The organism is Flavisphingomonas formosensis (assembly GCF_009755815.1).
GTDB lineage: Bacteria > Pseudomonadota > Alphaproteobacteria > Sphingomonadales > Sphingomonadaceae > Flavisphingomonas > Flavisphingomonas formosensis.
This window is the reverse complement of sequence record NZ_WRPK01000008.1, coordinates 111716-137475: the sequence shown is the minus strand read 5'-3', so window position 1 is coordinate 137475 and position 25760 is coordinate 111716. Positions and strand designations below refer to the sequence as shown.

Sequence of the window (25760 nt, the reverse complement as noted above, 5' to 3'; positions counted from 1 at the left end):
TATGCCGGAACTGAAGCTTTCCAGACTGCCTGAACGGACACCGGTCAAGATTACCATCAGCCTTCCACCCGAGCTCCACCGCGCGCTGGGCGCCTATGCTGCGGTTTACCGGGACACCTACGGGGAGGAGGAACCGATAACGGAACTGATCCCTCAGATGCTGGCGAGCTTCTTGGCAAGCGACCGTGCCTTCATGCAAAAGCGAAAGACCTTGGAATGATGGAAATTTTGAGCCGGAGGGTACTCACGCTACGGCGCCTGAGGCATCAGCGCGCCGTTGGTGAAGCGTCGAAGCGTGTTCGCCTATGACCGCAGGACGTCCCTTTGGAGACGCGGTGATCGATCTGGATCGCAGAATCTCCCGCGCCATGGAGCGGAGGAGGGGAATTAAGCTTACGACGGATCAACTGGACGTTCTCGCCGAAATCGGGCTGATTGCGAAGCTCGCAGAAGCGAAGGCCTCCATCCTTGAGGAGCGTGCACGATGTCGACGGACAAGGCTGGCGTCTACCAACGAGGCGGCTTCTGGCTCGATTACGACCGGGCGGCAGGGGGCCTTCCAACCTCCGACCGCTGGTACATCTACTGGTATGACCCCGCCACCGGACACCAGCGCCGGAAGAGTACGCGCACGCCAGATGTTCGGTTAGCTTGCGATCGACTCGACGAGCATTATCTGGCAGTTCACCGCCCGACTGCCCCCGAGCAGGCGATCTACAGCCTGCCCGAGGCGATGACCGATTATTGGATCGAGCATGGCCGCCACCAAGCCAGCGCTGGGTCGATCAAAGCCCGGCTCAAGCTCTTCAGTCGCTTCCTCGACATCGAGGCGGAGGCCGGTCGCCTCACTGATCCCTTTCTGCCGGAACATCTCGACGACCGCATGTTGGAACGATTCCGGACGTGGGCGATCGCCGATCCCATCGTCGCCCGCAGGAAAGACAAGGACGGCAACTGGATCGACGGCAAGAGCCGGAAACGCGCTGCATCGACGGCGGAGGAGAGCGTCATCCAAGTGAAGGCGGCATTGAACCATGCGTTCGGCAGCCGCCGCTTGCGCTACGTCCCACCGCTCAAGCACAAGACCCGCGACCAGGTCACTTCGGCAAGGACCTATCGTCTGTCCGTCGACGCCATCGCCGAGCTTTTGGATTATTCGATCCGGGGCGGGGGTAAATATAGCGGGCATCCCGATCGCCTCATTCCGCTCAGGCGCTACCTCATTGGTGCGATCTGCACATTGGCGCGACCGGACGCCGTTCTCGACATGAGCGTCGCGCCCGAACGGGAACAGTGGATGCAGCATGAGCGCCGCTTTGCGCTCAACCCTGCCGGTCGCCTCCAGACCAAGAAGGTGCGGCCGGTCATGCCTGTGGTGGAGTTGCTGCAGCGCTGGCTCGGCGCGACGGATGAGTGGCTGGTTTGCAGGGAGCGCCGATCTTTTGACGATGACAAGCAGATCGACGTTGTCGCGCAGTTGCGGGTTGGGAGTGTCCGTTCCGGCTGGGATACCGCCCGTGCCCAACTCGGCATTCCAGACGGATGGGGGCCAAAGCTGATTCGGCATAGCATGGCGACCATCCTGGCGAACCGCCGCGTGGATCTTATCGAGCTGGAGATGTCGTTAGGCCACCGACCGCTCGGCAAAACGAGCAGTCGTTACGCCATCTTCGATCCGGACTATCTGAGCACGATACGCGACGGCATCGAGGATGTCGTCGCTGACTTAACCCGCAAGGCGGGCGCCGCACTTTACCCGAGTTGCACCCGAGTTTCACCCGATTTTCAAACGACGTCACGGTGCTCCGAGCGCGAGCCACAGAGCCAAGAGATTGAATATAAAAGGGGAAAATGGTGGGCGCGGCAAGGATTGAACTTGCGACCCCTGCGATGTCAACACAGTGCTCTACCACTGAGCTACGCGCCCACGGCCGGGCCTTTAGCCGGGCCTGGCGGGTTGTGCAAGCCGCCAGATTACAATCCTGTGGCGGTTCCCACCTGGAACATGCGATCGACCTCCAGAACGAGGTCGCGAAGATGGAATGGCTTCGACAATATCTTGGCTTGTGGGGGCGTTGCGCCGTTTTTCAGGGCTACGGCGGCAAAGCCGGTTATGAACATGATCCGCATCTGAGGCGCGAGCGTAGCCGCGCGCTGGGCGAGCTCGATGCCGTCCATTTCGGGCATCACGATGTCAGTAAGCAGCAGATCGAAATTCTCCATCTCCAGCAGCGGAATGGCGGCGGTGCCGCGGTCGACGGCGGTAACCGCATAGCCGACACGTTCGAGGGCGCGGGCGAGATATTCACGCATCGACGCGTCATCCTCTGCCAGCAAAATTCGTATCATCGTGCTCCCCGTGCTTCCAGCTGCCGGGGCCGAACCGCCACCGGACGTGGGACGTCTCTATGCTGCAAGGGTTTAAGATTTTCCAGCAGGCAGCCATATTGTCGCATTGCCACCACGGTTCGCCGCTCCTAGCATTCGCCTATGACAGATCAGCCGCAGGAACCGCCGCGCTTCCTCACGCACGGCCCTGCGCGTCCGCAAATTCCCGTCATATTGGCGGTGCCCCATTCGGGGCGCGACTATCCACCGGATCTCCTCGCCGCATCGCGTCTTCCGCGCAGCAAATTGGAGGCGCTGGAGGATCGCTATGCCGATTTGCTGGTCACGGATGCTGTCGCTGCCGGAGCCACCGCGATGGTCGCGATTCGCGCGCGCGCCTGGATCGATCTCAACCGCGACGAGCGGGAGATCGATCCGGCCATGCTCGATACGCCGTCCCCTATTCCGCTGATCGCTTCGGCCAAGGTGCGAGGCGGAATCGGACTGGTTCCGCGCCGGATCGCCGATGGTGGCGAGATCTGGCGCCGGCGCCTGTCGCAGCGCGAGGTGGATCGCCGGATCCTGGAAGATCATCGTCCCTGGCATCGCGGGATTGCTACGCTCCTCGATCAGGCCAGAGCTCGCTTCGGCTGCGCCGTGCTGATCGATTGCCATTCGATGCCGCCGCTGCCGCCAACGCCCTACGGGCAGGTGGCGCAGCTGGTGGTGGGAGATAGATTCGGGCGCAGCGCCGCGGATAGGTTCGGCGACCGCTTATGTGCGGTGGCGGAAGCGGCCGGCCTCAAGGTGACGCGCAACGCGCCCTATTCGGGAGGCCATACGCTGGACCGCCACGGACGTCCGGATCGCGGCATTCACGCATTGCAGCTGGAAATCGATCGCAGCCTCTATCTGGAGAATGACCTGCGCAGGCCCAGCAGCAACGCCACCGCTATCACCGATTTGGTGGGTCGAATAGTCGCCGCGCTCACCGATGAGGCGATATCCTATCCCCCGGCCTTGGCTGCCGAATAAAAAACCACCTCGTGCAAGCCTGCACGAGGTGGCCAAGGTTCAGGGAGGAAACGCACCCGAGGGTGCGTTAACGCCGTACCGCGAAAGGGGAACACGGCACCGCGTCGAAGACTAGAATAGGTAGCTGGCACGAAAGTTTCAACCCGCAACGTAGAATTTTACATCCGGTACGCTGCCTTTTTCCCCAAGCATGCGATGCCGCTGCGGATGGAGTATGTTGCGGGCCGGCTGGCCGGGTCTGGAACCGCGGCGGAACCCCTCGCGCCGTCCCGTCCCCGGTCGAAACGCAGGGGACGGGAGCGCGGAGATCGTCAGGCGACCGGTGCGTCCGGCTGGGGCATCAGGCCCTGGTTCATCTGGATCCCGAAAATGTCCCGGATCAGATTCAGCGAGAAGAGGTGGCAATAGATCAGCGGAAGCAGGCCGGACTGGATATATTTCCGTGCGTGATCACCGCGCAGTTCGCGTAGCGCATCCTCCGATACCATGCGGAAACCGCGATAGATGAAGGGCTGTTCCGCGCCGTCCGGCTGGATCGAGACTTCGCCGTCGATCAGCAGCTTGGCCTTTTCCAGATCCTGGACGAAGGCGGCAGTGCGCTGGCCGGCCGTCTCGAACTGCTCGCAGAAGCCGAGCAGCGCCTGCGTCGCCTCGGACGGCTGGCCGTTTTCGAAGAGCGGGTCGCCATCCTCGAACGGGCCGATCGCCTCGCTGGAGGGATCGAAGCACAGCGACAGTTCGTCCGTGTCCGGCCGCAGGCGGGCGAGCATGAAGGGATAGCGACGCACATAGGCCGGGATATAGGCTTCGCGGACCAGCTTGCCCTTGTCGTCAACGAAGACATTGACGCCCTCGTTGAGGCCCATCAGCGCCAGGGGCACCGAATTTTCTCCGGTGGAGAAGATGATCGGATAATAACGCTGCGCGATCGCGAACTCGTCCACGGTGAGCGGCACCGCGTGCACGTTGATGAGATGGGGCGCCCGGTCGATCCGGCGAATCTTCCAGTCCGCGTGCGTGTTGCTGGAGAGGGGCTGGAGCTCATTGTAGAAAATCGGCAGAGCATTGGGCGCCGCGCTTGCCATCATCGATCTCCTGAAAACATCCTGTCTCGCCCGGCGTCCCTGCCGGGGAAAGCGCAGCCTCTATGGGGCGGCGCGGGCCGGCGCAAGCGGGATGAGCTTGCCCGGATTCATTATACCATGGGGATCCAGCGCGGATTTGATCGCGCGCAACGCGGCCAGGCGGGCGGTGCCGCCGAGCCGGGCGAACTCCGCCAGCTTGGTCTGCCCGATGCCGTGCTCTGCGGAGATGGAGCCACCCGCGGCAGTCACCAGGTCATGCACAAGTTCCGTCACGGCAGCGCCTTCGGAAGCGAGCCAGGCGCGATCGTCTGCGCCCGCTGGCGCGCGCACGTTGAAATGCACGTTGCCATCGCCGAGATGGCCGAAGGCGAGAACGCGCGCGCCGGCGAAACGGCGCTCCACCTCGGTGCGGGCGGAGGCCATGAAGTCCGCCATATGCGAAACGGCGACCGAGACGTCGTGCTTGGCGGCCACGCCATCGATCCGCTCCGCTTCGGACATGCTTTCCCGCAGCCGCCAGAGATCTTCGGCCTGCGTCTCGCTGGCAGCGATCGTCGCATCGCCGATCAGCCCGGCCTCGATTGCCTCGGCAAGCGCTTCGCCCAATGATTCACCCGGATCGGCGGCGCTGGCAGGGGCCGTCGCCTCGACGAGCAGGTTCCATCGGTAGCGGCCGGACAGCGGTGCGCGCGTGCCGGGAATGTGGCGCAGCACCAGATCCAGACCGTCGGCCGGCACGATCTCGAAGGTTTCGACGCTTTCGGCGGTGGCAGACTCCAGTTTGCGCAGCAGATCGAGTGCATTTTGTGCCGAATCAAGCCCCACCCAGGCAACCGCGCGTCGCGCTGCGGCCGGTACGAGGCGAAGGCTGGCGGCAGTGACCACGCCCAGCGTACCTTCCGCCCCGCAGAGCAGCTGGCGCAGATCATAGCCGCGATTGTCCTTGCGCAGAGCGGTGAGGCCGTCGAACACGGACCCGTCGGGAAGCACGGCTTCCAGGCCGAGCACGAGCGAACGCATCGTGCCGAAACGCAGAACCTGGGTGCCACCGGCGTTGGTGGAAACGAGGCCACCGATTGTCGCCGATCCCTTTGCGGCGAGCGACAGCGGGAAACGCCGTGCCGCAGCTTCGGCGGCATCGTGCACGTCGCTCAATATGCATCCGGCTTCTGCGACCAGCACATTGTCCGCCGGCGACAGCGACCGGATCGCGCGCATCCGGCGCAGAGAGAGGAGCAGCGCATCGCCATCGGGAGATGGCACGGCGCCCGCGACCATCGAGGTGTTGCCGCCCTGCGGCACAATCGGGATGCGTGCCGCGGCTGCTACGCGCACGATGTCTGCCACCTCGTCCACCGTGGCAGGCGAAAGCAGGGCGCGCGCGCGGCCGTTGATCCGCCCGCGCCAGTCGATCAGCCAAGGCGCCATCGTATCGGGATCATCGGTGAAGCCGCGCGGGCCGAGCCGTTCGGCGAGAGAGGCGATCGGATTTTTGTCGGCGGGCATCGTCATGGCTGGGGCATAAACCAGCATCTCGATGTCCTCCAATTAATCTCGCGTTCAACCGGGCGCGACGATGCGGGGAGGGATGGTGCGAGCATGCTGATTCTGTTGGGATCGGCCGGATGGCTGCTGTTGGCGGCGCCGGTGGCCGTCCCGACTCGTCCCGCCTTACCCGCAGATGCGCCGCCGATCCGCTATGCCCAGATTTCGATCCGGGAGCGCGTCATCGTCCGCGTGCCGATGGTTTCCCGCTCCAAGCCCAAGCCGACCCGGCAGACATGGCAGGAGAAGAAGGGGCCGCGCTGCATCGCTATGAAGGATCTCGCGGGGGCGGCGATCACCGAGCCCGCCAGCGTCGATCTGGTGCTGCGCGGGAGCAACATGCGGGTACGGGCGGAACTGGAATCGGCCTGCCCGGCACTCGAATATTATTCAGGCTTCTATATCGCGCCGACCGAGGACGGTATGGTTTGTGCCGATCGTGATGCGATCCACACGCGGGCCGGCGGCGAATGCCAGATCGAACGTTTCCGCAAGCTGGTGCCCAAGGAGAAATAGCGATCAGCGGGAAAGGCGGGTGATGATCGCCGCAGCCCCTGTCTCGATGCCGCGCGCCGGATCACCCTGGCGGAAAGCGGGCAGGATCGTTCCAGCGATGATCCGGCTGCACGTCGGGTCGTCCAGCGTCTTTTCGAGGCCATAGCCGACCTCGATCCGTACTCGACGTTCGTGCGGCGCGACGATCAGCAATACCCCGTCATTGGCATCGTGCCGTCCGATGCCCCAGCTCCTGCCGAGGCGGACGCCGAAGGTCTCGATCGTCTGGCCGCTCAACGAACGGACCGTGACGATCACCAATTGGTGCCGGGTACGGCGCTCGAACAGCGCCAAGCGCCGCTCGAGCCGTGCTCGCGCTGCGGGCGGCAACAGTTCCGCTTCATCCACCACGCGGCCGGTCAGGCGTGGCAAGGCCGGTCCCACCTCCCACCAGTGCGTTTCGATCCGGGCGTCGGCCGCGGGGGCCAGCGGCATGAGCAAGAGCAGGAGCAGTGGAAGGGCAAAGCGCGTGGTCATTGCGTCTTCGCTACGCAATCGAACGGAGAAATGCGATCAAATCCGGCGAAAGCTTGACAAATGGGGCGGTTTGCGCCCAAGCGCGCCCAACTGCCGCGATATGCCGCGGCCTATTTCCGGATGACCATGACTTTCGCCGATCTCGGCCTTTCCGACGAATTGCTGCGCGCCGTCTCCGACGCGGGTTACAGCGAGCCCACGCCGATTCAGCAACAGGCGATACCGCCCGTGCTCATGATGCGCGACCTGATCGGCATCGCCCAAACCGGAACGGGCAAGACGGCATCCTTTGTGCTGCCGATGATCGACATCCTCGCCCACGGCCGCAGCCGCGCGCGCATGCCGCGCTCGCTGATCCTCGAGCCGACGCGCGAACTCGCCGCGCAGGTATCCGAGAATTTCGAGAAATACGGCAAGTACCACAAGCTCTCGATGGCGCTGCTGATCGGCGGCGTGAACATGAGCGATCAGGTGGCGGCGTTGGAGAAAGGCGTCGACGTGCTGATCGCGACGCCGGGCCGGCTGATGGACCTGTTCGGCCGTGGCAAGATCCTGCTGACCGGTTGCAGCCTGCTCGTCATCGACGAGGCGGACCGCATGCTCGACATGGGCTTCATTCCCGATATCGAGGAAATCTGTACCAAGCTGCCCCGCGAGCGGCAGACCTTGCTCTTCTCGGCAACGATGCCGCCGCCGATCAAGAAGCTGGCTGACAAGTTCCTTTCCAATCCCAAGCAGATCGAGGTGGCGCGCGTCGGCACGACCAACGCCTCGATCGAGCAGAAGCTGGTCCACACCACGTCGCGCGGCAAGCGCGAGACGCTTCGCCAACTGCTCAAGTCCGAGAATGTTCGCACCGCGATCATCTTCTGCAATCGCAAGACCACGGTGCGGGAGCTGGCCGCCAGCCTTCAGCGCCACGGCTTCGCCGCCGGGCAGATCCACGGCGACATGGAGCAGCCGGAGCGGCTGCGCGAGCTGGACCGGTTCAAGGCCGGGGACATCAACATCCTTGTCGCTTCCGACGTCGCGGCGCGCGGGCTCGATATCAAAGGCGTCAGCCACGTCTTCAATTTCGATGCACCCTGGCATCCGGACGATTACGTACACCGCATCGGCCGAACCGGACGTGCCGGTGCGACCGGGGCAGCCTTCACGCTGATCACCGCCGACGATGCGGAGGCGATCGAGAATATCGAGAAGCTGACCGGCCAATCGATTCCGCGGATCGGCAGCGTCGAGACGCCGTCCGCTGCCACCGAAGAGCCTGCACGCGGGCGAGATCGCAAGCCGAAACGCGGCAAGGGCAGCGACAATCGCGAAAGGCACAGCGAGGCGCGGGAGCCCCGCCCGAGGGACGAGCGGCCGAGGGACGAGCGGCCGAGGCGTGGCGAACCGCCACGCCGCGAGCCACGCGCGCATATACCGGACGAGCCCGATAGCGGCGGCTGGAACGGTCCGATCCCAGCCTTTCTGGGTGTCACGCTGACCCGCTGAGGCGGAGCGGCGTCGCCAGGCGAGGCTGGCTCATTTGCCGAGATTGCGGAGCTGATCCTCCAATCTTTTCACTTGCTGTTCGTCGACCGGCTGGCCGAGCGCGTCGGTCTGCGCCGCCTGGCTGTCGTTGTTGCCCGGCGCATTCTGCGTGCCGACGGTGGAGGCGGCCCACCAGATGATGCCGCCCGCCCAAAGCAGCGCGATCCAGCGGCTCTTGAAGATAGAGCTGTGACGAAAAGGAAGCATGGCGCGCTTGTGCGCCGACGGAGTTTAGGAAGAGTGAAAACACAAGCGCCCGGGCCGATTGTCTCGACCCGGGCGCCGCGTGACGATAACTCGTCAGCCCCCTAATGTTTTGCCCGGCCCGCGCGCATGCCGCCCCTTTTTTACGGTCATGCGGGGCCTAAGCCTCCCCGAACCACGGCCATTTGCTGTGTTTCGTGGGGATCGTGCTAAGCAAAAGACGGATGCTTGTCATCGGCATTCCGCAGACGCCGATTCGATTGACTTGCCCCTGTGGTCAATCCGCAACAGGGGGTAGGACAGGCCTTGGGGTCGGATCGGTCGCTGTCTGGCGAGAAATGGCTGAATTCCGCCTTAACTATGCGGCGCCTCGCGTAGGACCCGGATCGGCCGATCCATGCGAAGCGCTTTCCCCCCGGCCATTCTCGCTTTAGAGACCGCTCAAACAGCCTATAACGGACCTTCATCGCTCATGCGCCTTTCCCGCCACTTCATGCCCGTTACCAAGGAAACGCCCGCAGATGCTCAGATCGTCAGCCATAAGCTGATGCTGCGCGCGGGCCTGATTCGCCAGACGGCGGCAGGCATCTATGCGTGGCTGCCGCTCGGCCATCGCGTGCTGCGCAAGATCGAGCAGATCGTGCGGGAGGAGCAGGACCGGGCGGGCGCGATCGAGCTTCTGATGCCGACCCTGCAGTCTGCCGACCTGTGGCGCCAGTCCGGCCGTTACGAGGATTATGGCAAGGAGATGCTGCGCATCCGCGACCGGCACGATCGCGACATGCTCTATGGGCCGACCAATGAGGAGATGATCACGGCGATCTTCCGCGATTCGGCGAAGAGCTATCGAGATCTTCCCCGCATCCTCTATCATATCCAGTGGAAGTTCCGGGACGAGGTGCGTCCCCGTTTCGGTGTGATGCGCGGGCGCGAATTCCTGATGAAGGACGCTTACAGCTTCGATCTGGACGTGGCTGGTGCGCGGCACAGCTATAACCGCATGTTCGTCGCCTATCTGCGGACCTATGCCCGCATGGGCCTGCGGGCGATCCCGATGCAGGCCGATACCGGGCCGATCGGCGGCGACCTCAGCCACGAGTTCATCATCCTCGCGCCCTCGGGCGAGAGCGAGGTCTTCTACCATGAGAATTGGGAGAAGCCGGTGGATCTCGGCCATATCGATCCGGACGATGCCGGCGTGCTGCAGCAGGTCGTCGACGGGCTGACCGCCGACTATGCCGCCACCGACGAGAAGCGTGATACCGCGCGCGAGGCCGAGGCGGGCGCCGCCCTGCGCCAGTCGCGCGGGATCGAGGTGGGCCACATCTTCTTCTTCGGCACCAAATATTCGGCCACGATGGGCCTCAAGGTCCAGGGGCCGGACGGCGGCGAGGTGGTGCCCCAGATGGGCAGCTACGGTATCGGTGTCTCGCGCCTGATGGGCGCGATCATCGAGGCGAGCCATGACGATGCCGGCATCATCTGGCCGGACGCGGTGGCGCCCTATCGGGTCGGCCTCATCAACATGCGTGCGGACGATGCCAAATGCGCCGCCGCGGCGGACGATCTCTACGCGCGCCTGAACGCAGCCGGGGTCGAGACGCTCTACGACGACCGCGACGAGCGGGGCGGGGCGAAGTTCGCGACGATGGATCTGATCGGCCTGCCCTGGCAGATCGTGATCGGGCCCAAGGGGCTGGAGAAGGGCGTGGTCGAGCTGAAGCGTCGCGCCACGGGCGAGAAGGTGGAGCTTTCCGTCGAGGACGCGCTGGCGAAGGTGGCGGGGTGATATTTTCCGATAACGTCATCCCAGCGAAAGCTGAGATCGTTCAATTCAAGAGTGGGACTCAAAGGGTGAGCGACTCCGGGTTTCGCTGGGGTGACGGCCTGTTGGAGCCATCATGATCCTCACCCGCTACGAGCGCATGATCGCCAAGCGCTATCTCCTACCGGGCCGGGGGGAGGCGTTCATCTTCCTGGTCGCGTCGATAAGTCTCGCGGCGGTGATGCTGGGCGTGGCGGCGCTGATCATCGTGATGAGCGTGATGAATGGCTTCCGCGCGGAGCTGTTCGACAAGATCATCGGACTCAACGGCCACGCCGTGATCCAGGGCTATGGCGGTCGCCTGCCGGACTGGCGGCAGATCCTCGCCGAGGCGAAGGCGACGCCGGGCGTCACCAGCGCGACGCCACTGATCGAGCAGCCGCTGATGGCGAGCTTCAACGGCCGCGTCGAAGGCGTGCTTGTGCGTGGCATGCGCGTGGAGGATATTCGCGGGAACGCGACGCTGCACACCAAGATCCTGTCAGGGAGCCTGGCCGACGTTTCGCCTGGCAGCAGCAACGTGGCGATCGGCGCGCGGCTGGCCGAGGAACTGGGCGCCGTTGTCGGCGACCAGATCAGCCTGATCAGCCCGCAGGGCGAGACGACGCCGTTCGGCACGGTGCCGCGCATCGTGAGCTACCGGATCGCCGCGATCTTCGAGGTCGGGGTTTACGATTATGACAAGGCATTCGTGATCATGCCGATCGCCGATGCGCAGACCCTGCTGCTGCTCGGCGACGCGGTCGGCATGGTCGAGGTGCAGACGGTGAATGCCGACAAGGTGGGCCAGATCCTCGCACCGCTTGCCGCCAAGGTGGGCGATTCGGGCGTGGTGCAGGACTGGCGGCAGATGAACGCCAGCTTGTTCGAGGCGCTGGCGGTGGAGCGGGTGGCGATGTTCGTCGTACTCTCGCTGATTATCCTCGTCGCCGTGTTCAACATCCTCTCCTCGCTGATCATGCTGGTGCGCGCCAAGACGCGCGACATCGCGATCCTGCGCACGATGGGCGCGACGCGATGGGGGATGATGAAGATCTTCATGACGGTGGGCGTCACCATCGGAACGCTTGGCACCGGGGCGGGGCTGCTACTGGGCTTCGTCTTCCTCTTCTTCCGTCAGTCCGTGGTCAATTTCGTGCAATTCGTGACAGGACAAAATCTGTGGGATCCGTCGATCCGCTTCCTGACCGAACTGCCATCCAAGACCGATCCGGTCGAAGTGGCGGCGATCGTCGCTCTGGCGATCGGATCCAGCTTCCTCTTCACCCTCTATCCGGCGTTCAAGGCGGCGAACACCGATCCGGTGCAGGTGCTGCGCTATGAGTGAGGTGCTCGTCGTCGACGGTCTCGAACGCAGTTTCGAGCAGGGCGGGGCGCGGATCGACGTGCTGCGCGGCGTGAACCTCAGCATCGCACCGGGCGAGATCGTGGCGCTGCTCGGGCCGAGCGGATCGGGCAAGTCGACGCTGCTGCAGGCGGTGGGATTGCTGGAGGGCGGCTTCGACGGATCGATCCGGCTGGCGGGCGAGGAGGCGGCGAAGCTCGACAATGACGGGCGCACGCGGCTGCGCCGCGATTCGCTAGGCTTCGTCTATCAGTTCCACCATCTGCTGCCCGATTTCACCGCGGCGGAGAATGTCGTGCTGCCGCAGCTCATCAAGGGCGCTGCGCCTGCGGATGCGCAAGCCCGCGCGTGGGCGCTGCTTTCGGCATTGGGCCTCGCGAATCGCCTCCACCACCGGCCGAGCCAGCTGTCCGGCGGCGAGCAGCAGCGCGTCGCCGTCGCACGAGCGCTCGCCAACAAGCCTCCGCTGGTGCTCGCCGACGAGCCGACCGGCAATCTGGACGAGGCGACTGCGGACGTGGTGCTGGCAGAATTCCTGAAGCTCGTCCGCGGCGAAGGCTCAGCTGCCTTGGTCGCGACGCACAATGAACGGATCGCGCTGAAAATGGATCGCGTGGTGCGGCTGCACGATGGGGTGCTGGAGTAGGGCGTCGATTCTGTGGATAAAGTAGCCCCGCGACCTTTCATCACTCGCCCCCACGGCCCATAGTCCGTCCATGACGCAGGCCTTCGTCCCGCTCCGTATTTTCTCCGCCTTCACCATGCTCGAGGGCGCGATCGATCCGAAGGCGATCGCGAAGCAGGCGCGCAAGCTCGGTTTTCCGGCGGCGGCGATCACCGACCGCAACGGCCTTTACGGCGCAATGGCCTTTTCGGACGCGGCGAAGAAGGATGGCGTGCAGCCGATCATCGGTACGATGCTGGCGGTCGCGCGTCCGGTGGCGGAAGGCCGGCCGCAGGCGATCGACTGGCTGGCGCTCTATGCGCAGGATGCCGCCGGCTACGACAATCTGTGCGCGCTGGTGTCCGCCGCGCATCTCGATCGGCCGATCGAGGAGGCGGCGCATGTGCCCTTCGAGGCGATCGAGGGGCGCACCGATGGGTTGATCGCACTCACTGCGGCAGGCGAAGGCGCGGTAACGCGGCTGCTCGCGGAAGAACAGCAGAGTGAAGCGGAGGCCTATGTCGACCGGCTGGAGGCGCTGTTTCCCGATCGCCTCTATATCGAGCTCGCGCGGCGCGGCGATGTGGCGGAGGAAGTGGCCGAAGCAGCGCTGATCGATCTCGCTTATGCGCGCGATCTGCCGCTGGTGGCGACCAATCCGGCCTGCTTTGCCGAGGCGGGTTTCCACGCGGCGCACGACACGATGCTGTGCATCGCCAATTCGGCCTATGTCGACAGCGAGGAGCGGATCCGCTCGTCACCCGACGCCTGGCTGAAGCCGACCGGCGAGATGGTGCGGCTGTTCGAGGATGTGCCCGAGGCGATCCAGAACACGCTGGTCGTCGCGCAACGCTGCGCCTTTGCGGCACCTTGGCGCAAGCCGATCTTGCCCAATCTGGCCGGCGATCCCGAAGCGGAGGTGCAGGCGTTGCGCCGCGATGCGCATGCCGGCCTCGAAATGCGACTCGCCGGGCGCGAGGACGAACTCGATGTCTATCGCAAGCGGCTGGACTATGAGCTCGACATCATCGTCCGGATGGGGTTCGCCGGCTATTTCCTGATCGTCGCCGACTTCATCAAATGGGCGAAGGATCATGACATTCCGGTGGGGCCGGGGCGCGGATCGGGCGCCGGCTCGGCGGTCGCCTGGGCGCTCACCATCACCGATCTCGATCCGATCGCGCTCGGCCTGCTGTTCGAGCGCTTCCTGAATCCGGAACGCGTCTCGATGCCGGACTTCGACATCGATTTCTGCGAAACCCGGCGCGGCGAGGTGATCAGCTACGTCCAGCAGAAATATGGCCGAGACCATGTCGCGCAGATCATCACCTTCGGGCGGCTGAAAGCGCGTGCGGTGCTGAAGGATACGGGCCGCGTGCTGCAGATGAGCTATGGCCAGGTCGATCGGCTCGCCAAGCTCGTCCCCAACCATCCGACCGATCCCTGGACCCTCGACCGCGCGCTCAATGGTGTCTCGGAGCTTGCCAACGAATATAAGAACGATGCCGATGTGAAGCGGCTGTTCGATCTGGCGATGAAGCTGGAGGGCCTTCCGCGCCACAGCTCGACCCACGCTGCCGGCGTGGTGATCGGTGACCGGCGGCTCGACAAGCTCGTCCCGCTCTATCGCGATCCGCGTTCGGACATGCCGGTCACCCAGTTCGACATGAAGTTCGTCGAGGGTGCCGGCCTCGTGAAGTTCGACTTCCTCGGCCTCAAGACGCTGTCGGTGCTCAAGAAGGCGCAGGAGCTACTGGCCCAGAAAGGCATAGAGGTCGACTTCAACACCCTCTCCTGGGACGATCCCGAAGTCTACGCCTTGCTCCAGAAGGGCGACACGGTGGGCGTGTTCCAGCTGGAATCGGAGGGGATGCGGCGCACCCTCGCCGCGGTGCGTCCGACCAATTTCGGCGATATCATCGCGCTCGTCTCGCTCTACCGGCCGGGTCCGATGGACAATATCCCGATGTTCGGCGCGCGCAAGAACGGGCGTGAGGAGATCGAATATCCGCATGACTTGCTGGAAGACGTGCTGAAGGAAACCTACGGCATCTTCGTCTATCAGGAGCAGGTGATGCAGGCGGCCCAGGTGCTCGCCGGCTACTCGCTCGGCGAGGCCGACCTCCTTCGCCGCGCCATGGGCAAGAAGATCAAGGCCGAGATGGATGCGCAGCGCGAGCGCTTCGTCACCGGCTGTGCGGACAAGGCCATCTCGCGCGACAAGGCGAACGAGCTGTTCGACTTGATCGACAAATTTGCCGGCTATGGCTTCAACAAGAGCCACGCGGCGGCCTATGCGCTGGTCGCCTATCAGACCGCGTGGCTGAAGGCGCATCACAAGCCCGAATTCTATGCCGCTTCGATGTGCTACGACATGGCGCTGACCGACAAGCTCGCCGTGTTCGTGGACGACATGCGGCGGATGAGCGTGCCCTGCCTGCCGCCATGCGTGAACGCCAGCGAGGCGGAGTTCTCGGTGGAGGGGGAGAGTGTCCGGTACGCGTTGGGCGCGCTGAAGGGCGTGGGCGAGCGCGCGATGGAGCAGTTCGTCGCTGAGCGGAAAGCGAATGGGAAATTGCTTTCGCTTGAGCAATTCGCCGAGCGTATCGATCCCAGATTGCTGAATCGGCGACAGCTCGAAAGCCTTGCGCAGAGCGGTGCGTTCGACGGAATTGAGCCAAATCGTGCCGTGGCTTACGGATGCGTCGAGCAAATTCTGGCTGAAGCAAGCAGGCTGGCTGGGGACAAAGCGCAAGGTCAGGGCGGCTTGTTCGCTGCGTCTGACGGCGGTGGCGCTCACATAAAACGTCCGAATGTACATTGGTCACTTGCCGAGAGCATGACCAATGAGAAGGATGCTTTCGGCTTCTATTTCTCCGCCCATCCCACCGATCGCTACCGCCATCTCGCCCAGGCCAACGGCGCGCGCAGCTTCGCCGAGATTGCGGCGATGCCCGCGCCGGCCGAGCAGGCGCCGCGTTATGTCGACGGCAAGCGCCAGCCCGTCCCGACGATGAAGATGGCGGCACTGGTCGAGGATGCGCGGTGGCGCACCTCGGCGCGGGGCAACCGCTATCTGCTGGCAATGATGTCCGATCAGTCGGGCCAGTTCATGGCGAGCGCGTTCGATGAGGTGGCGGCCAATGATCTGGAGGCGGCGGGCCGCTCGGGCGATTGCGTGCTGCTGACCGTCGAGATCGATCGGCGTCCGGGTGAGGAGACGCCGCGCGTCACGGTGCGCGGCTGCCAGCCGATGGAGGGCATGGGGCTCAACGCCCGGCTGGTGCTGGAGGTCGAGACGGCCGATCCCGAGGCACTGCCCGCGCTCGCCGCGATGGTGAGCGGTGGCGCGGCCGGCCGTGGCGAGATCCGTCTGCGGGCGCTGTTGCCGGATGGTTCCGAGGTGAAGCTGCTGCTGGGGCGTGGCTTCCTGCTCGACGCGGAGTTGGTCGCGAGGATCGAGCGGATTCCGGGCGTGAGCGCGCGGTTGAGGCCGGTCGAAGCGCCGAAACTGGCACTGGTTTCCTAGCCTCCAATCCTCCCCGTCCCGCGGAGGAACTAGGGCAGTATTCCCAGACCGCGTGGCTCCGTGGCACCCCGTGCATCGGCCAGCGCCAGGCCGTCGAGCAGCGCATTGCGCAGCTCCCGCGGGTCGATCACGTCGTCGAAGGCCAGACGCGAGGCGAGGTGATAGGCGCTGCCGGCCTGCCGCGCCTCCACCTGCGCGCGTGCTTCCGCGTCGAGCTTGGCCGCGGCCGATCCGCTACCGGCCGGCATGGCGCCGAGCGTGATCGCCGGAAAGGCGAGGATGCTGGTCTGCGCGTCGAACGGGTTCATCGCCATGATCGAAGAGCCGAAGCCGAACGCCTTGCGCAGCGTGACGTGCAGCTTGGGGCTGCGTAGCCGATGCTGTGCCATGAACATGCGGGCCGAGCGGCGCAGGATGCCGGATTTCTCGGCGGCCGTGCCGGCCATCACGCCGGGATTGTCGGTCAGGAAAACCGCCGGCAGTCCGAACGCGCCGGCCACCTCCAGGAAATGCGTGGCCTTGTCCGCGGCCGGGCCGTCGATCGCGCCGGCACCGACGCTGGGATCGTTGGCGAGGATCGCGACACTCCGCCCGCCGAGCCGCGCCAGCGCGGTGATCAGCGATCGGCCGAAGCGCGGTTGCACCTCGAACAGGGTGGAGTCGTCGACCAGTAGCTCCAGCACGTCGCGCATGCGGAAGGGGATTCGCGGATCAGGATCGATGAGGGTGAGGATCGCGTCCAGCCGGCGTGGTCCCGTGCCGGCGCCCTCTGTCGGTGGCGGCATACCCCAAGCATTCGACGGGAAATAAGAGAGGTAACGTCGCGCCATAGCGATCGCTGCGGCATCGTCAGTGACCAGATTATGTGCGACGCCCGAGACATCGACATGCACCTGCGGCCCGCCGAGCTGCTCCTTGGTCACGACCTCGCCGATTGCCGCCTTCACCAGCGGCGGGCCGGCGGCGAACATCGTCGCGCTTTCGGTCATCACCACGAAATCGCTGAGCGGCGCAGTCAGCGCGCCATGGCCGGCGGATGCACCGAGCACGAGGCAGACGATCGGAACCTGGCCCGACAGCTCGGCCAGGCCCTGGAGATCGTTGGGCGCACGGCTGCCCGGCTCGTCGGTGAGGCGATGGCCGGCGCCTTCCAGCATGAACACCAGCGGCACGCGCTCCTGCGCTGCGAGCTGGCACAGGCGATAGCGCTTGTCGGCGCTTGCAGAGCCGATCGAACCGCCGAGCACGGTGAAATCCTCGATCCCCGCCAGCACGGGCCGGCCGTCGACCCGGCCGAAACCCGCCACCATCGCGTCGGCGGGTGCCGGCGCCGGGCCGTCCTGTGTCATCGCGCCGGTAAAGCCGCCAATCTCGACGAAGCTGCCAGCGTCGAACAGCGTGTCGGCGCGTTGACGCGCATCCATCCGCCCTGCCGCTCGGTGCCGTGCCACCTTCTCCGGCCCGCCCATCGATCGGCCGAAGGCGCGCCGCCGCTCATATTCCGCGAGGATTGCGCCCCAGCGGCCGAGGTCTTCCGTCATTGCCCGTCCCCTTCCTGGCCCTCCTATGTCCGGCGGGCGGTGGCTTGGCCAGTGTGCCCGCTCGTCGGCCGATTGTGCAATCGAGCGAGGGCCTAATGACAAGCCACCCTATTTATGGCCTTTGCTCAGCCGAACACGCGCCGGGCAAATCGGCGGAACGCGAGGAGATGCGGATGCTGGGATCGATGCAGGATTGGCCGCTGCGGCTGACGCGGCTGTTCGATTACGCGGCGCGAGAGCATGGCCGGCGGGAGATCGTCAGCCATCAGGCGGACGGGACGACGGTTCGGACAGACTGGGCCGGCGTGGTATCGGACGGCCGACGGCTGGCCGGCGCGCTCACCGGGATGGGTATCCGGCCCGGCGACAGGGTGGCGACCCTCGCCATGAACCATGTGCGGCACCTCGTCTCCTGGATCGGCGCGATCGGTGCAGGAGCGGTGATCCATACGATCAATCCGCGCCTGTTCGACGATCAGATCGTCTACATCGTCAACCATGCGGGCGATCGGGTGCTGATCCACGATGCCGCCTTCGCGCCCATCGTCGCGCGCATCCGCGACCGGCTCGAGACGGTGGAACATATCATCGGATTCGAGGAGAGTTTCGATGCGCTGGTTGAGTCCGGCAATTCTGCCTTTTCCTGGGTGGAAGGCGACGAGCGCGATCCGGCGATGCTCTGCTACACCAGCGGTACGACCGGCAATCCCAAGGGCGTGCTGTACGATCATCGCTCGCAGCTTCTGCACATGATGACGATCGCCCAGCCCAATCTGTTCGGCTTTTCTTCGCTCAGCGTGGCCTTGCCGGTGACGCCGATGTTCCATGCCGGCGCCTGGGGCGTGCCCTTCGCGGCGGCAGGTTCGGGATCGAAGCTTGTGCTCTCGGCGGTCAACGACGCGCCGGTGTTGTGCAAGCTGATCTCCGAGGAAGGCGTGACGTTCAGCTGCGGCGTGCCGACGGTGTGGCTGGCCGCGCTCCAGCATGTCGATGCGACGGGCGGTGATTTCGGGATGCTCAAGGCGATCGCCACCGGCGGCTCGGCCGCGCCGCGCGCGATGATCGAGCGGTTCCTCGCCATGGGCATCGAGTTCGGCCATCTCTGGGGGATGACCGAGATGTCGCCGGTCGGCACGGTCTGCGCCTATCCGCCAGAATGGGAGGAGATGGATCTGGAGGCGCGCATCGATCTCATCCGTTGCCAGGGCAAGGCGCCGTTCGGAGTCGAGCTGCGCATCGTCGACGAGGAGGGCCGGGCGCTGCCGCGGGACGGCAAGAGCGCGGGCCAATTGCAGGCGCGGGGCGCCTGGACGGTGGACACTTATTATCGCGACGAGCGTGGCCCCGCGGTGGATGCCGATGGATGGTTCGATACCGGTGATATCGCGGTGCTGCATCCCGACGGCGTGCTGCAGCTCACCGATCGTGCCAAGGATGTGATCAAGTCCGGCGGGGAATGGATCAGCTCGGTGGAGCTGGAGAATGCGGCGGTCGGCTGCCCCGGCGTCGCGGAGGCAGCAGCGATCGGCGTGCCCCATCCGAAATGGGACGAGCGGCCGCTGCTGCTGGTCGTACGCAAACCGGGCGACGACGTGTGCGCAGCGAAGCTGCGCGACTTTCTCGGCGCGCGCGTCGCGAAATGGTGGCTGCCGGACGAAATCCTCTTCGTGGAGAGCCTTCCGCACACCGGCACCGGCAAATTGCTCAAGACGGCGCTGCGCGAGCAATATCGGAATTATAAGCTGCCCGGGTGCTGAGGGGAAGGTCGGCGCTGCTGCTGTGGCACGCTGCCGGAGATGCCGGCGCGGCGTGGCGGCCCGTTGATCTACATCACGGGACAGGTGTTCGGCGTGAACGGCGGAATGGCCGTGCGGGACTGAGGCCTCTCGGCGTGCAATACAGAAACGACCGGCCCACTACCGGCCGGTCGCTCCTTTTGCCGCGATGATGCCGCTCAGGCGAGGTCGAAGCGGTCGAGGTTCATCACCTTGGTCCACGCCGCAACGAAGGCATCGACGAAGGCGCGCTGGGCATCGTCGGTCGCATAGGCTTCGGCGAGGGCGCGCAGCTGCGAGTTGGAGCCGAAGATCAGATCGACACGGGTGCCGGTGAACCTCTTCTCGCCGGTTGCGCGGTCGCTGGCGGTGAACAGGCTGTCGCCGTCGCTGGCCACCCACTTCATCGTCGTGCTCGTCTTGAGCAGGTTCACGAAGAAGTCGTTGGTCAGCGTTTCGATGCGATCGGTGAACACGCCGTGCGCCGAGCCGCCATGGTTGGCGCCGAGCACGCGCAGACCGCCGATGAGCACGGTCATCTCCGGCGCGCTCAGGGTCAGCAGATGGGCGCGATCGACCAGCAGCTCCTCGGCCGAGAGGATGGAGGCTTCGCCGGCATAGTTGCGGAAGCCATCGGTCTTCGGCTCCAGGGGATCGAAGGACTCGGCGTCCGTCTGCTCCTGCGTGGCGTCGGTGCGGCCAGGCGTGAACGGCACGGTGACGTCGTAGCCGGCCTTCTTCGCCGCAGCCTCGACAGCCGCGGCGCCGCCCAGCACGATGATGTCGGCAAGCGACACCTTCTTGCTATCGGCCTGCGCCTCGTTGAACGCGGTCTGCACGGCCTCCAGCGTCGCCAGTGCATCGGCGAGCTGCTGCGGCTCGTTCACCGCCCAGTCCTTCTGCGGGGCGAGGCGGATGCGTGCGCCATTGGCGCCGCCGCGCTTGTCCGATCCGCGGAAGGTGGCGGCCGACGCCCAGGCAGTCTTTATCAGCCGCGAAATGGACAAGCCCGATTCCAGGATCTTCGCCTTGAGGGAGGCGATGTCCGCATCGTCGATCAGCGGGTGATCGACCGGCGGGAGTGGATCCTGCCAGATGCGTGGCTCGGCGGGGACGTCCGCGCCGCGCAGGCGGCGATGCGGGCCCATGTCGCGGTGCGTGAGCTTGTACCAGGCCTCGGCGAAGGCGTGGGCGAAGTCATCCGGATTTTCGTAGAAGCGGCGCGAGATCTTCTCGTAGGCCGGATCCATGCGGAGCGCGAGATCGGTCGTCAGCATGGTCGGCAACCACCGCTTCGACGGATCGTAGGCATCGGGAATGGTCGCCTCCGCATCCTTGGCGACCCACTGGTGCGCGCCTGCCGGGCTCTTCATCAATTCCCATTCATGCTCGAACAGGTTCTTGAAGAAGTTGTTGCTCCACTGCGTCGGAGTCTGCGTCCAGATCACCTCGAGACCACTGGTGATCGTATGGGCACCGTTGCCCGCGCCATAGCTGTTCGCCCAGCCCAGGCCCTGCTGCTCGATGCTCGCGCCTTCCGGCTCCGGCCCGACATATTGACCGGGATCGGCGGCGCCATGGGTCTTGCCGAAGCTGTGGCCGCCGGCGATCAGCGCCACCGTCTCCTCGTCGTTCATCGCCATGCGGGCGAAGGTCTCGCGAATGTCGCGCGCCGCGGCGACCGGATCGGGATGGCCGTTCGGTCCTTCCGGATTGACGTAGATGAGGCCCATCTGCACCGCCGCCAGCGGATGCGCCAGATCGCGATCGCCACTGTAGCGCTCGTCGCCCAGCCACTCGCGCTCGGGACCCCAATAGACGTCGTTCTCCGGCTCCCAAACATCGACGCGGCCGCCGCCGAAGCCGGCGGTCTTGAAGCCCATCGATTCCAGCGCGCAATTGCCGGCGAGGATCAGCAGATCGGCCCAGGAGAGCTTGCGGCCATATTTCTGCTTCACCGGCCACAGCAGCAGGCGCGCCTTATCCAGATTGGCATTGTCCGGCCAGCTGTTGAGCGGAGCGAAGCGCTGAGCCCCCGCACCCGCGCCGCCGCGCCCGTCGCCGATGCGATAGGTGCCGGCGCTGTGCCAGGCCATGCGGATGAAGAGCGGGCCATAATGGCCGAAGTCAGCGGGCCACCACGGCTGCGATTCGGTCATCAGCGCGAAGATATCGTCCTTGACGGCGTTCAGGTCGAGGCTCTCGAATTCGGCCGCATAATCGAAATTGGGCGCCATCGGATTGCCCGCGGGCGGGTTTTGATGGAGGACGCCGAGCTCGAGCTGGTTCGGCCACCACAGCCGATTGGTCATCTCGAACAGCACGGCCTTTCCTCGTACCGTGTTGCCCATCGGGCATTTGGCTTCGACGCTCATGACTCCTCCGTTTCAGGTTCAGCTCTCATTGCTGCTGAGACATTGCGCTGTAGAAACAAATCGGTCCAATCGCTTAATTTTGTTACGGTGATCGAATTTGGCTGCGATAGGACTGAATTTTGCGGCGCTGCTTGCAAGGCACCGGGATCCGCGATCCTCTCCTCAAGGACTTTTTTCCGAGCAACGCTGCGGCCGACGGATGCCGGATCAAGCCCTGCGGGTGCGACGGGACGCACATTTGTGCCGCCGTTCATCCTCTCCCATTTCAGGGAGGATGACGAGACTCGAGCCGCGATTCGCGTGGTGAGCGCGCCGTGATGGTTACCGCCTCGGTCCTCCCGCCCGGAAGCGATAGCTGGGAGGACACGGCGCGGCTGTTCCCGCAAGGCGCGCTGCAATTCTATCCGCATGACGGCTGGCAGTGGCGCTGGCGATCGGCGGGGGATAGACAAGGCGCCCGGCAACAGGGAGGTGACGATGCGCAAATGGAAAGCGGCGCTGATTGGGGCGGTGTCCCTCATGGGCGCTAGCGCGGCGCAGGCGGGCGACGTTGTGATCCATGCCGGCCGGCTGATCGACGGCGTCACCAAGGCCGAGCGGCGGCAGGTGACCATCCTGATCCATGACGATCGCATCACCGGCGTGCAGGACGGCTTCGTCGCCGGGCCGGCCGGTGCGCAGCTCATCGAGCTGGCCGATAAAACGGTGCTGCCTGGCCTGATCGACTGCCATGACCATATCACGATGAACTGGCACAAGGGCGATCCGATCCGCCTGGCGGTGACGCGTACGGAGGATGACGATGCGATCGAGGCGACGGTCTCGGCGCGCAATACGCTGCTTGCCGGCTTCACCGCGATCCGGGACGTGGGCGGATCGACCGCGGTGGTCGTCGCGCTGAAGAAAGCGGTGAATGCTGGCGTGATCGACGGGCCGCGCATGTGGGTGTCGGGCGTGCCGCTGGGGCCGACCGGCGGCCACGGCGATCCGGCGAACGGCCTCGATCCGGGGCTCGATCATCCCGGCTGGACGGATTCGATCATCGACAGTCCGGAGGCAGCGCGGCGCACGGTGCGGCGGCTGAAGCGCGAAGGCGCGGACCTTGTCAAGATCATGCCCTCTGGCGGCGTCATGTCGATCGGCGACGATCCCTCGCTGCAACTGATGGAAGACGACGAGATCAAGGCGGTGATCGAGACCGCCCACAGCCTCGACATGAAAGTCGCCGCCCATGCCCATGGCAAACAGGCGATCGACCATACGATCGCGCTCGGCGTGGATTCGATCGAACATGGTTCCTATGCCGACCAAGGCTCCTACGCGCTGTTCAAGGCGCATGGCACCTATCTGGTGCCGACGATGCTGGTCGGCGAGCGGGTCTACGAGCGTGCCAAGAGCCATCCCGAACAGCTGAATCCCTCGACCGCAGAGAAAGCCCTTACGGTCGGGCCGTTGCTACAGAAGAATCTCCACGACGCCTACAAGGCGGGCGTGAAGATCGCCTTCGGCACCGATACGTTCGGCCTTTCAGCGCATGGCGAGAATGCGCAGGAATTCGCCATCATGGTACGCGCGGGCATGACGCCGATGGATGCGATCTGGGCCGCAACGCACAATGCGGCCGACCTGATCGGCGCGAGCGGGGATATCGGTGCGGTAGCGCCGGGCCGTTATGCTGACATCATCGCAGTGGACGGCGATCCGCTGGCGGACGTCACCGTGCTCGAACGTGTCGGCTTCGTGATGAAGGGTGGTCGGGTGGTGAAGGCGGGCGGCAAGCCGCTGTAGAATATGATGAGGCCGGGGTTGAAAGTCTCCGGACTCGCACGCGCAATCGTCGTGCCCTGAACGACGGATGCTGCAGATCTTTCGCCTCGTTGGATGATTCCCCACGATGCGGAGTCGCTTCGCCGGTTTTTTGGGGCGGCACGTCGTGGCGGCGCGCTCGTCGGGCCGCGCCGTGCAGCGACGAGCCATAGCATTTTCCGCACGGATGTCGGTTTTGTCCAAAAAATTCGAGCCAGGACGATCTCGATGTAAGACGGGCTGCGAATTGGTGGATAAAGATGGCGATGTTAATCAAAGTTAATAAGTAATTCCTCTGTGATCGGATTCAGAGTGTGACGGCCGTCACTTGACAGGAATCATCCTCGTCGGTTTCATGAGGAAGGTCGGTCGAAGAGATCGATAAAATAATAGCAGGTCGCCAATCCAGTATTCGTCCACGACAGCAATCGTGGCGCGAATGGAGCTTGTTCATCAGTCAGGGTCTGGACTGGACCCTGTAACGGAGATTGGCATGGCAAAGCATCTTATTCTCGCACGAGATTCCCAAGGGGACTGGTACAAGCGCGCCCAGACGTTCCTCGCCGACAACGGCGCCAAGCCGATGAAGATGGAGATCAGCGACGCCGATCCCGCGTCGAACGTCTTCAGGCAAGCCCTGGATGCGCTGGCGTCCGCTTCGGGCGAGCCGGTGACGCTCGATCCGCAGGGCGCGCTGATAACGGTCACGGCCGGCCTCGACGACGGCATTACGACGTCCGATCTGCTGGCCTGCGAATGCAAGTGCGGCGCAACTCTGTCGTGCGGGGGCGGCGGCGGTGGGCATTGAGGCCATCGTCGCGCCGCCGCCGACGCATCTCAGGGTCTATCGGCGCGGGGAGCGGTTCATCGCCTATAACCCCACCGCGCCGACCTGGGTGCATACCAACGCCACCGGCGCCGTCGCGCTGAAGTTGATGGACGGTGTCCGCAGCTTCGGCGAGATCGCGCAACTCTGCGGCGAGAATGGCGTGCCGCCGGATTCGGTGATGGATTTCTTCGACCAGTCGAGCACGGCCGGCCTGTTTATGCAGCATCCACCCTCCCGGCGATGGGAGCGGATCGAATGGCAGTCGCGGCGGATCGGTGCCGTCTATCTGCACATGACGAACAAGTGCAATCTCGAATGCTCCTATTGCTATCGCGGATCTTCCCCACGCATCGCGATAAAGCATGGTGGCCAGGACTTCATCGATTTCTTCGAGCGTGCGGCACCGATATTGTCAGCGCGTCCGACGATTACCTTTTCCGGCGGCGAACCGATGATCCATCCGGATTTCTTCGAGGTCGCGCGATATTGTCATCGCGCCGGCATGCGGTGCGAGCTGCTGACCAATGGCCTGTTCGTCGATGCGGACAATGCGGCGGAAATCGGACGACTCTTCTCCTATGTGAAGATCAGCCTCGACGGAGCGAGCGAGGAAAGCCACGCCCGGACCCGGGGCGAAGGGCATTATCAACAGGTGCTGGATGCGATCGGCCTGCTGGCCGGGCAGCCGGACCTCGCCGTCAATGTCCAGATGACGCTGCATCGCGACAATATGGCGGAAAGCGGTCGTCTGCGCGAGAAGCTGCCCGAGACGGTGCGGTTGAAGTTCACGCCTGCCATGCCGATGGGTCGAGCCCGGCAAGACAAGGAGGATAGGATCAGCAATGACGAATTCATCGCCGTAGACGAGTCGGTGGTTGATCCTACCGAAGGGCGCGGCGCACGGCATCTGAGCAGAAACATTCGCAGCTTCGGATGCCACGCCGGCATATCGAACATCAGCATCTCCGATCGCGGCGACGTCTATCCCTGCCACCTGTTTCACAAGAATGAATTCAAGCTGGGAAATATCTTCACCGACGACATCGATACGATCTTCTTTTCGGACACCAACCGAACATTTTCGCAGGCGATGGATGTCGAAGAGAATAACGAGCGCTGCGGATCCTGCGATTTCCGCTATCTGTGCGGTGGCGGGTGCAAGGCAAATCCTCTGCACGCACATGGCGATTTCCGCCGATCGGACACCTATTGCAGCTTTATCCGTAACAATCTGCTGGATGGAATGTTCGCGGAGGTCGGCGCCTGACGCGTGATGTTGGGGCGGATGCCAGGCGGATCTGCTTGG

19 protein-coding genes, 1 tRNA gene and 1 pseudogene are annotated in these 25760 nt (G+C 64.5%); 13 read left to right on the top strand and 8 right to left on the bottom strand.

The window, feature by feature from the left end:
- Position 1 precedes the first annotated feature (1 nt).
- Both GQY20_RS21110 and GQY20_RS33075 read left to right on the top strand, forming a co-directional pair.
- On the top strand, positions 2-220 hold the full coding sequence (locus GQY20_RS21110) for a DUF2274 domain-containing protein (protein WP_157219133.1): 219 nt from the start codon (positions 2-4) through the stop codon (positions 218-220).
- Between the two features lie 264 nt (positions 221-484).
- Positions 485-1606 (top strand): annotated as a pseudogene (locus tag GQY20_RS33075) (hypothetical protein); the annotation flags it as partial.
- Between the two features lie 246 nt (positions 1607-1852).
- Here the strand turns inward: GQY20_RS33075 and GQY20_RS21100 are convergent.
- Positions 1853-1927, bottom strand: a tRNA-Val gene (locus GQY20_RS21100).
- 47 nt (positions 1928-1974) lie between these two features.
- Complete coding sequence (gene cpdR / locus GQY20_RS21095; RefSeq protein ID WP_157219132.1) at positions 1975-2349, bottom strand: cell cycle two-component system response regulator CpdR; 375 nt, start codon at positions 2347-2349, stop codon at positions 1975-1977.
- Between the two features lie 141 nt (positions 2350-2490).
- Here cpdR and GQY20_RS21090 point away from each other — a divergent pair, with 141 nt between their 5' ends.
- Positions 2491-3363, top strand: a complete 873-nt coding sequence (locus GQY20_RS21090) for an N-formylglutamate amidohydrolase (protein WP_157219131.1) — start codon at positions 2491-2493, stop codon at positions 3361-3363.
- Between the two features lie 311 nt (positions 3364-3674).
- On the opposite strand, the gene GQY20_RS21085 is transcribed toward GQY20_RS21090, so the two are convergent.
- Positions 3675-4448, bottom strand: coding sequence for a SapC family protein (locus GQY20_RS21085; RefSeq protein ID WP_157219321.1), 774 nt, complete (start codon positions 4446-4448; stop codon positions 3675-3677).
- A gap of 60 nt (positions 4449-4508) precedes the next feature.
- The gene (locus tag GQY20_RS21080; RefSeq protein WP_157219130.1) at positions 4509-5981 is read right to left on the bottom strand and encodes an FAD-binding oxidoreductase; all 1473 of its coding nucleotides are present in this window, start codon (positions 5979-5981) and stop codon (positions 4509-4511) included.
- A 66-nt stretch (positions 5982-6047) separates the two neighbouring features.
- Here GQY20_RS21080 and GQY20_RS21075 point away from each other — a divergent pair, with 66 nt between their 5' ends.
- Positions 6048-6509 (top strand): hypothetical protein, encoded by a 462-nt coding sequence (locus GQY20_RS21075; protein WP_157219129.1) that lies wholly within the window; start codon positions 6048-6050, stop codon positions 6507-6509.
- 3 nt (positions 6510-6512) lie between these two features.
- On the opposite strand, the gene GQY20_RS21070 is transcribed toward GQY20_RS21075, so the two are convergent.
- On the bottom strand, positions 6513-7025 hold the full coding sequence (locus GQY20_RS21070) for a TPM domain-containing protein (protein WP_232476179.1): 513 nt from the start codon (positions 7023-7025) through the stop codon (positions 6513-6515).
- Positions 7026-7151: 126 nt separating this feature from the next.
- Between GQY20_RS21070 and GQY20_RS21065 the strand changes: the two genes are divergently transcribed.
- The gene (locus GQY20_RS21065) at positions 7152-8522 is read left to right on the top strand and encodes a DEAD/DEAH box helicase (protein WP_157219319.1); all 1371 of its coding nucleotides are present in this window, start codon (positions 7152-7154) and stop codon (positions 8520-8522) included.
- A gap of 30 nt (positions 8523-8552) precedes the next feature.
- Here the strand turns inward: GQY20_RS21065 and GQY20_RS21060 are convergent, their stop codons facing one another.
- Positions 8553-8768, bottom strand: coding sequence for a hypothetical protein (locus tag GQY20_RS21060; protein WP_157219128.1), 216 nt, complete (start codon positions 8766-8768; stop codon positions 8553-8555).
- Between the two features lie 469 nt (positions 8769-9237).
- Here GQY20_RS21060 and proS point away from each other — a divergent pair, with 469 nt between their 5' ends.
- The 4 genes from proS to dnaE all read left to right on the top strand — a co-directional run bounded on the left by proS (position 9238) and on the right by dnaE (position 16128).
- Positions 9238-10554, top strand: coding sequence for a proline--tRNA ligase (gene proS / locus GQY20_RS21055; protein ID WP_157219127.1), 1317 nt, complete (start codon positions 9238-9240; stop codon positions 10552-10554).
- 112 nt (positions 10555-10666) lie between these two features.
- Positions 10667-11917, top strand: a complete 1251-nt coding sequence (locus tag GQY20_RS21050; RefSeq protein WP_157219126.1) for a lipoprotein-releasing ABC transporter permease subunit — start codon at positions 10667-10669, stop codon at positions 11915-11917.
- Positions 11910-12581 (top strand): ABC transporter ATP-binding protein, encoded by a 672-nt coding sequence (locus GQY20_RS21045; RefSeq protein WP_157219125.1) that lies wholly within the window; start codon positions 11910-11912, stop codon positions 12579-12581. Before GQY20_RS21050 ends, GQY20_RS21045 begins: the two co-directional genes overlap by 8 nt.
- A 70-nt stretch (positions 12582-12651) precedes the next feature.
- The gene (gene dnaE / locus GQY20_RS21040) at positions 12652-16128 is read left to right on the top strand and encodes a DNA polymerase III subunit alpha (protein WP_157219124.1); all 3477 of its coding nucleotides are present in this window, start codon (positions 12652-12654) and stop codon (positions 16126-16128) included.
- Between the two features lie 29 nt (positions 16129-16157).
- Here the strand turns inward: dnaE and GQY20_RS21035 are convergent, their stop codons facing one another.
- Positions 16158-17669: an acyl-CoA carboxylase subunit beta gene (locus GQY20_RS21035; protein WP_198351098.1), complete on the bottom strand. Its 1512-nt coding sequence runs from the start codon at positions 17667-17669 to the stop codon at positions 16158-16160.
- Between the two features lie 173 nt (positions 17670-17842).
- Between GQY20_RS21035 and GQY20_RS21030 the strand changes: the two genes are divergently transcribed.
- On the top strand, positions 17843-19426 hold the full coding sequence (locus GQY20_RS21030; protein WP_157219123.1) for a long-chain fatty acid--CoA ligase: 1584 nt from the start codon (positions 17843-17845) through the stop codon (positions 19424-19426).
- Between the two features lie 197 nt (positions 19427-19623).
- Here GQY20_RS21030 and katG read toward each other — a convergent pair whose 3' ends face one another.
- Entirely contained in the window at positions 19624-21819 is a 2196-nt protein-coding gene (katG, locus tag GQY20_RS21025; protein WP_157219122.1) for a catalase/peroxidase HPI, read from the bottom strand.
- Between the two features lie 477 nt (positions 21820-22296).
- Here katG and GQY20_RS21020 point away from each other — a divergent pair, with 477 nt between their 5' ends.
- The 3 genes from GQY20_RS21020 to GQY20_RS21010 all read left to right on the top strand — a co-directional run bounded on the left by GQY20_RS21020 (position 22297) and on the right by GQY20_RS21010 (position 25721).
- Complete coding sequence (locus tag GQY20_RS21020; protein WP_157219121.1) at positions 22297-23607, top strand: metal-dependent hydrolase family protein; 1311 nt, start codon at positions 22297-22299, stop codon at positions 23605-23607.
- Between the two features lie 511 nt (positions 23608-24118).
- Positions 24119-24433: a hypothetical protein gene (locus GQY20_RS21015; protein ID WP_157219120.1), complete on the top strand. Its 315-nt coding sequence runs from the start codon at positions 24119-24121 to the stop codon at positions 24431-24433.
- A complete protein-coding gene (locus GQY20_RS21010; protein ID WP_157219119.1) occupies positions 24423-25721 on the top strand; it encodes a radical SAM/SPASM domain-containing protein in 1299 nt (432 codons plus the stop codon). Before GQY20_RS21015 ends, GQY20_RS21010 begins: the two co-directional genes overlap by 11 nt.
- Positions 25722-25760 lie beyond the last annotated feature (39 nt).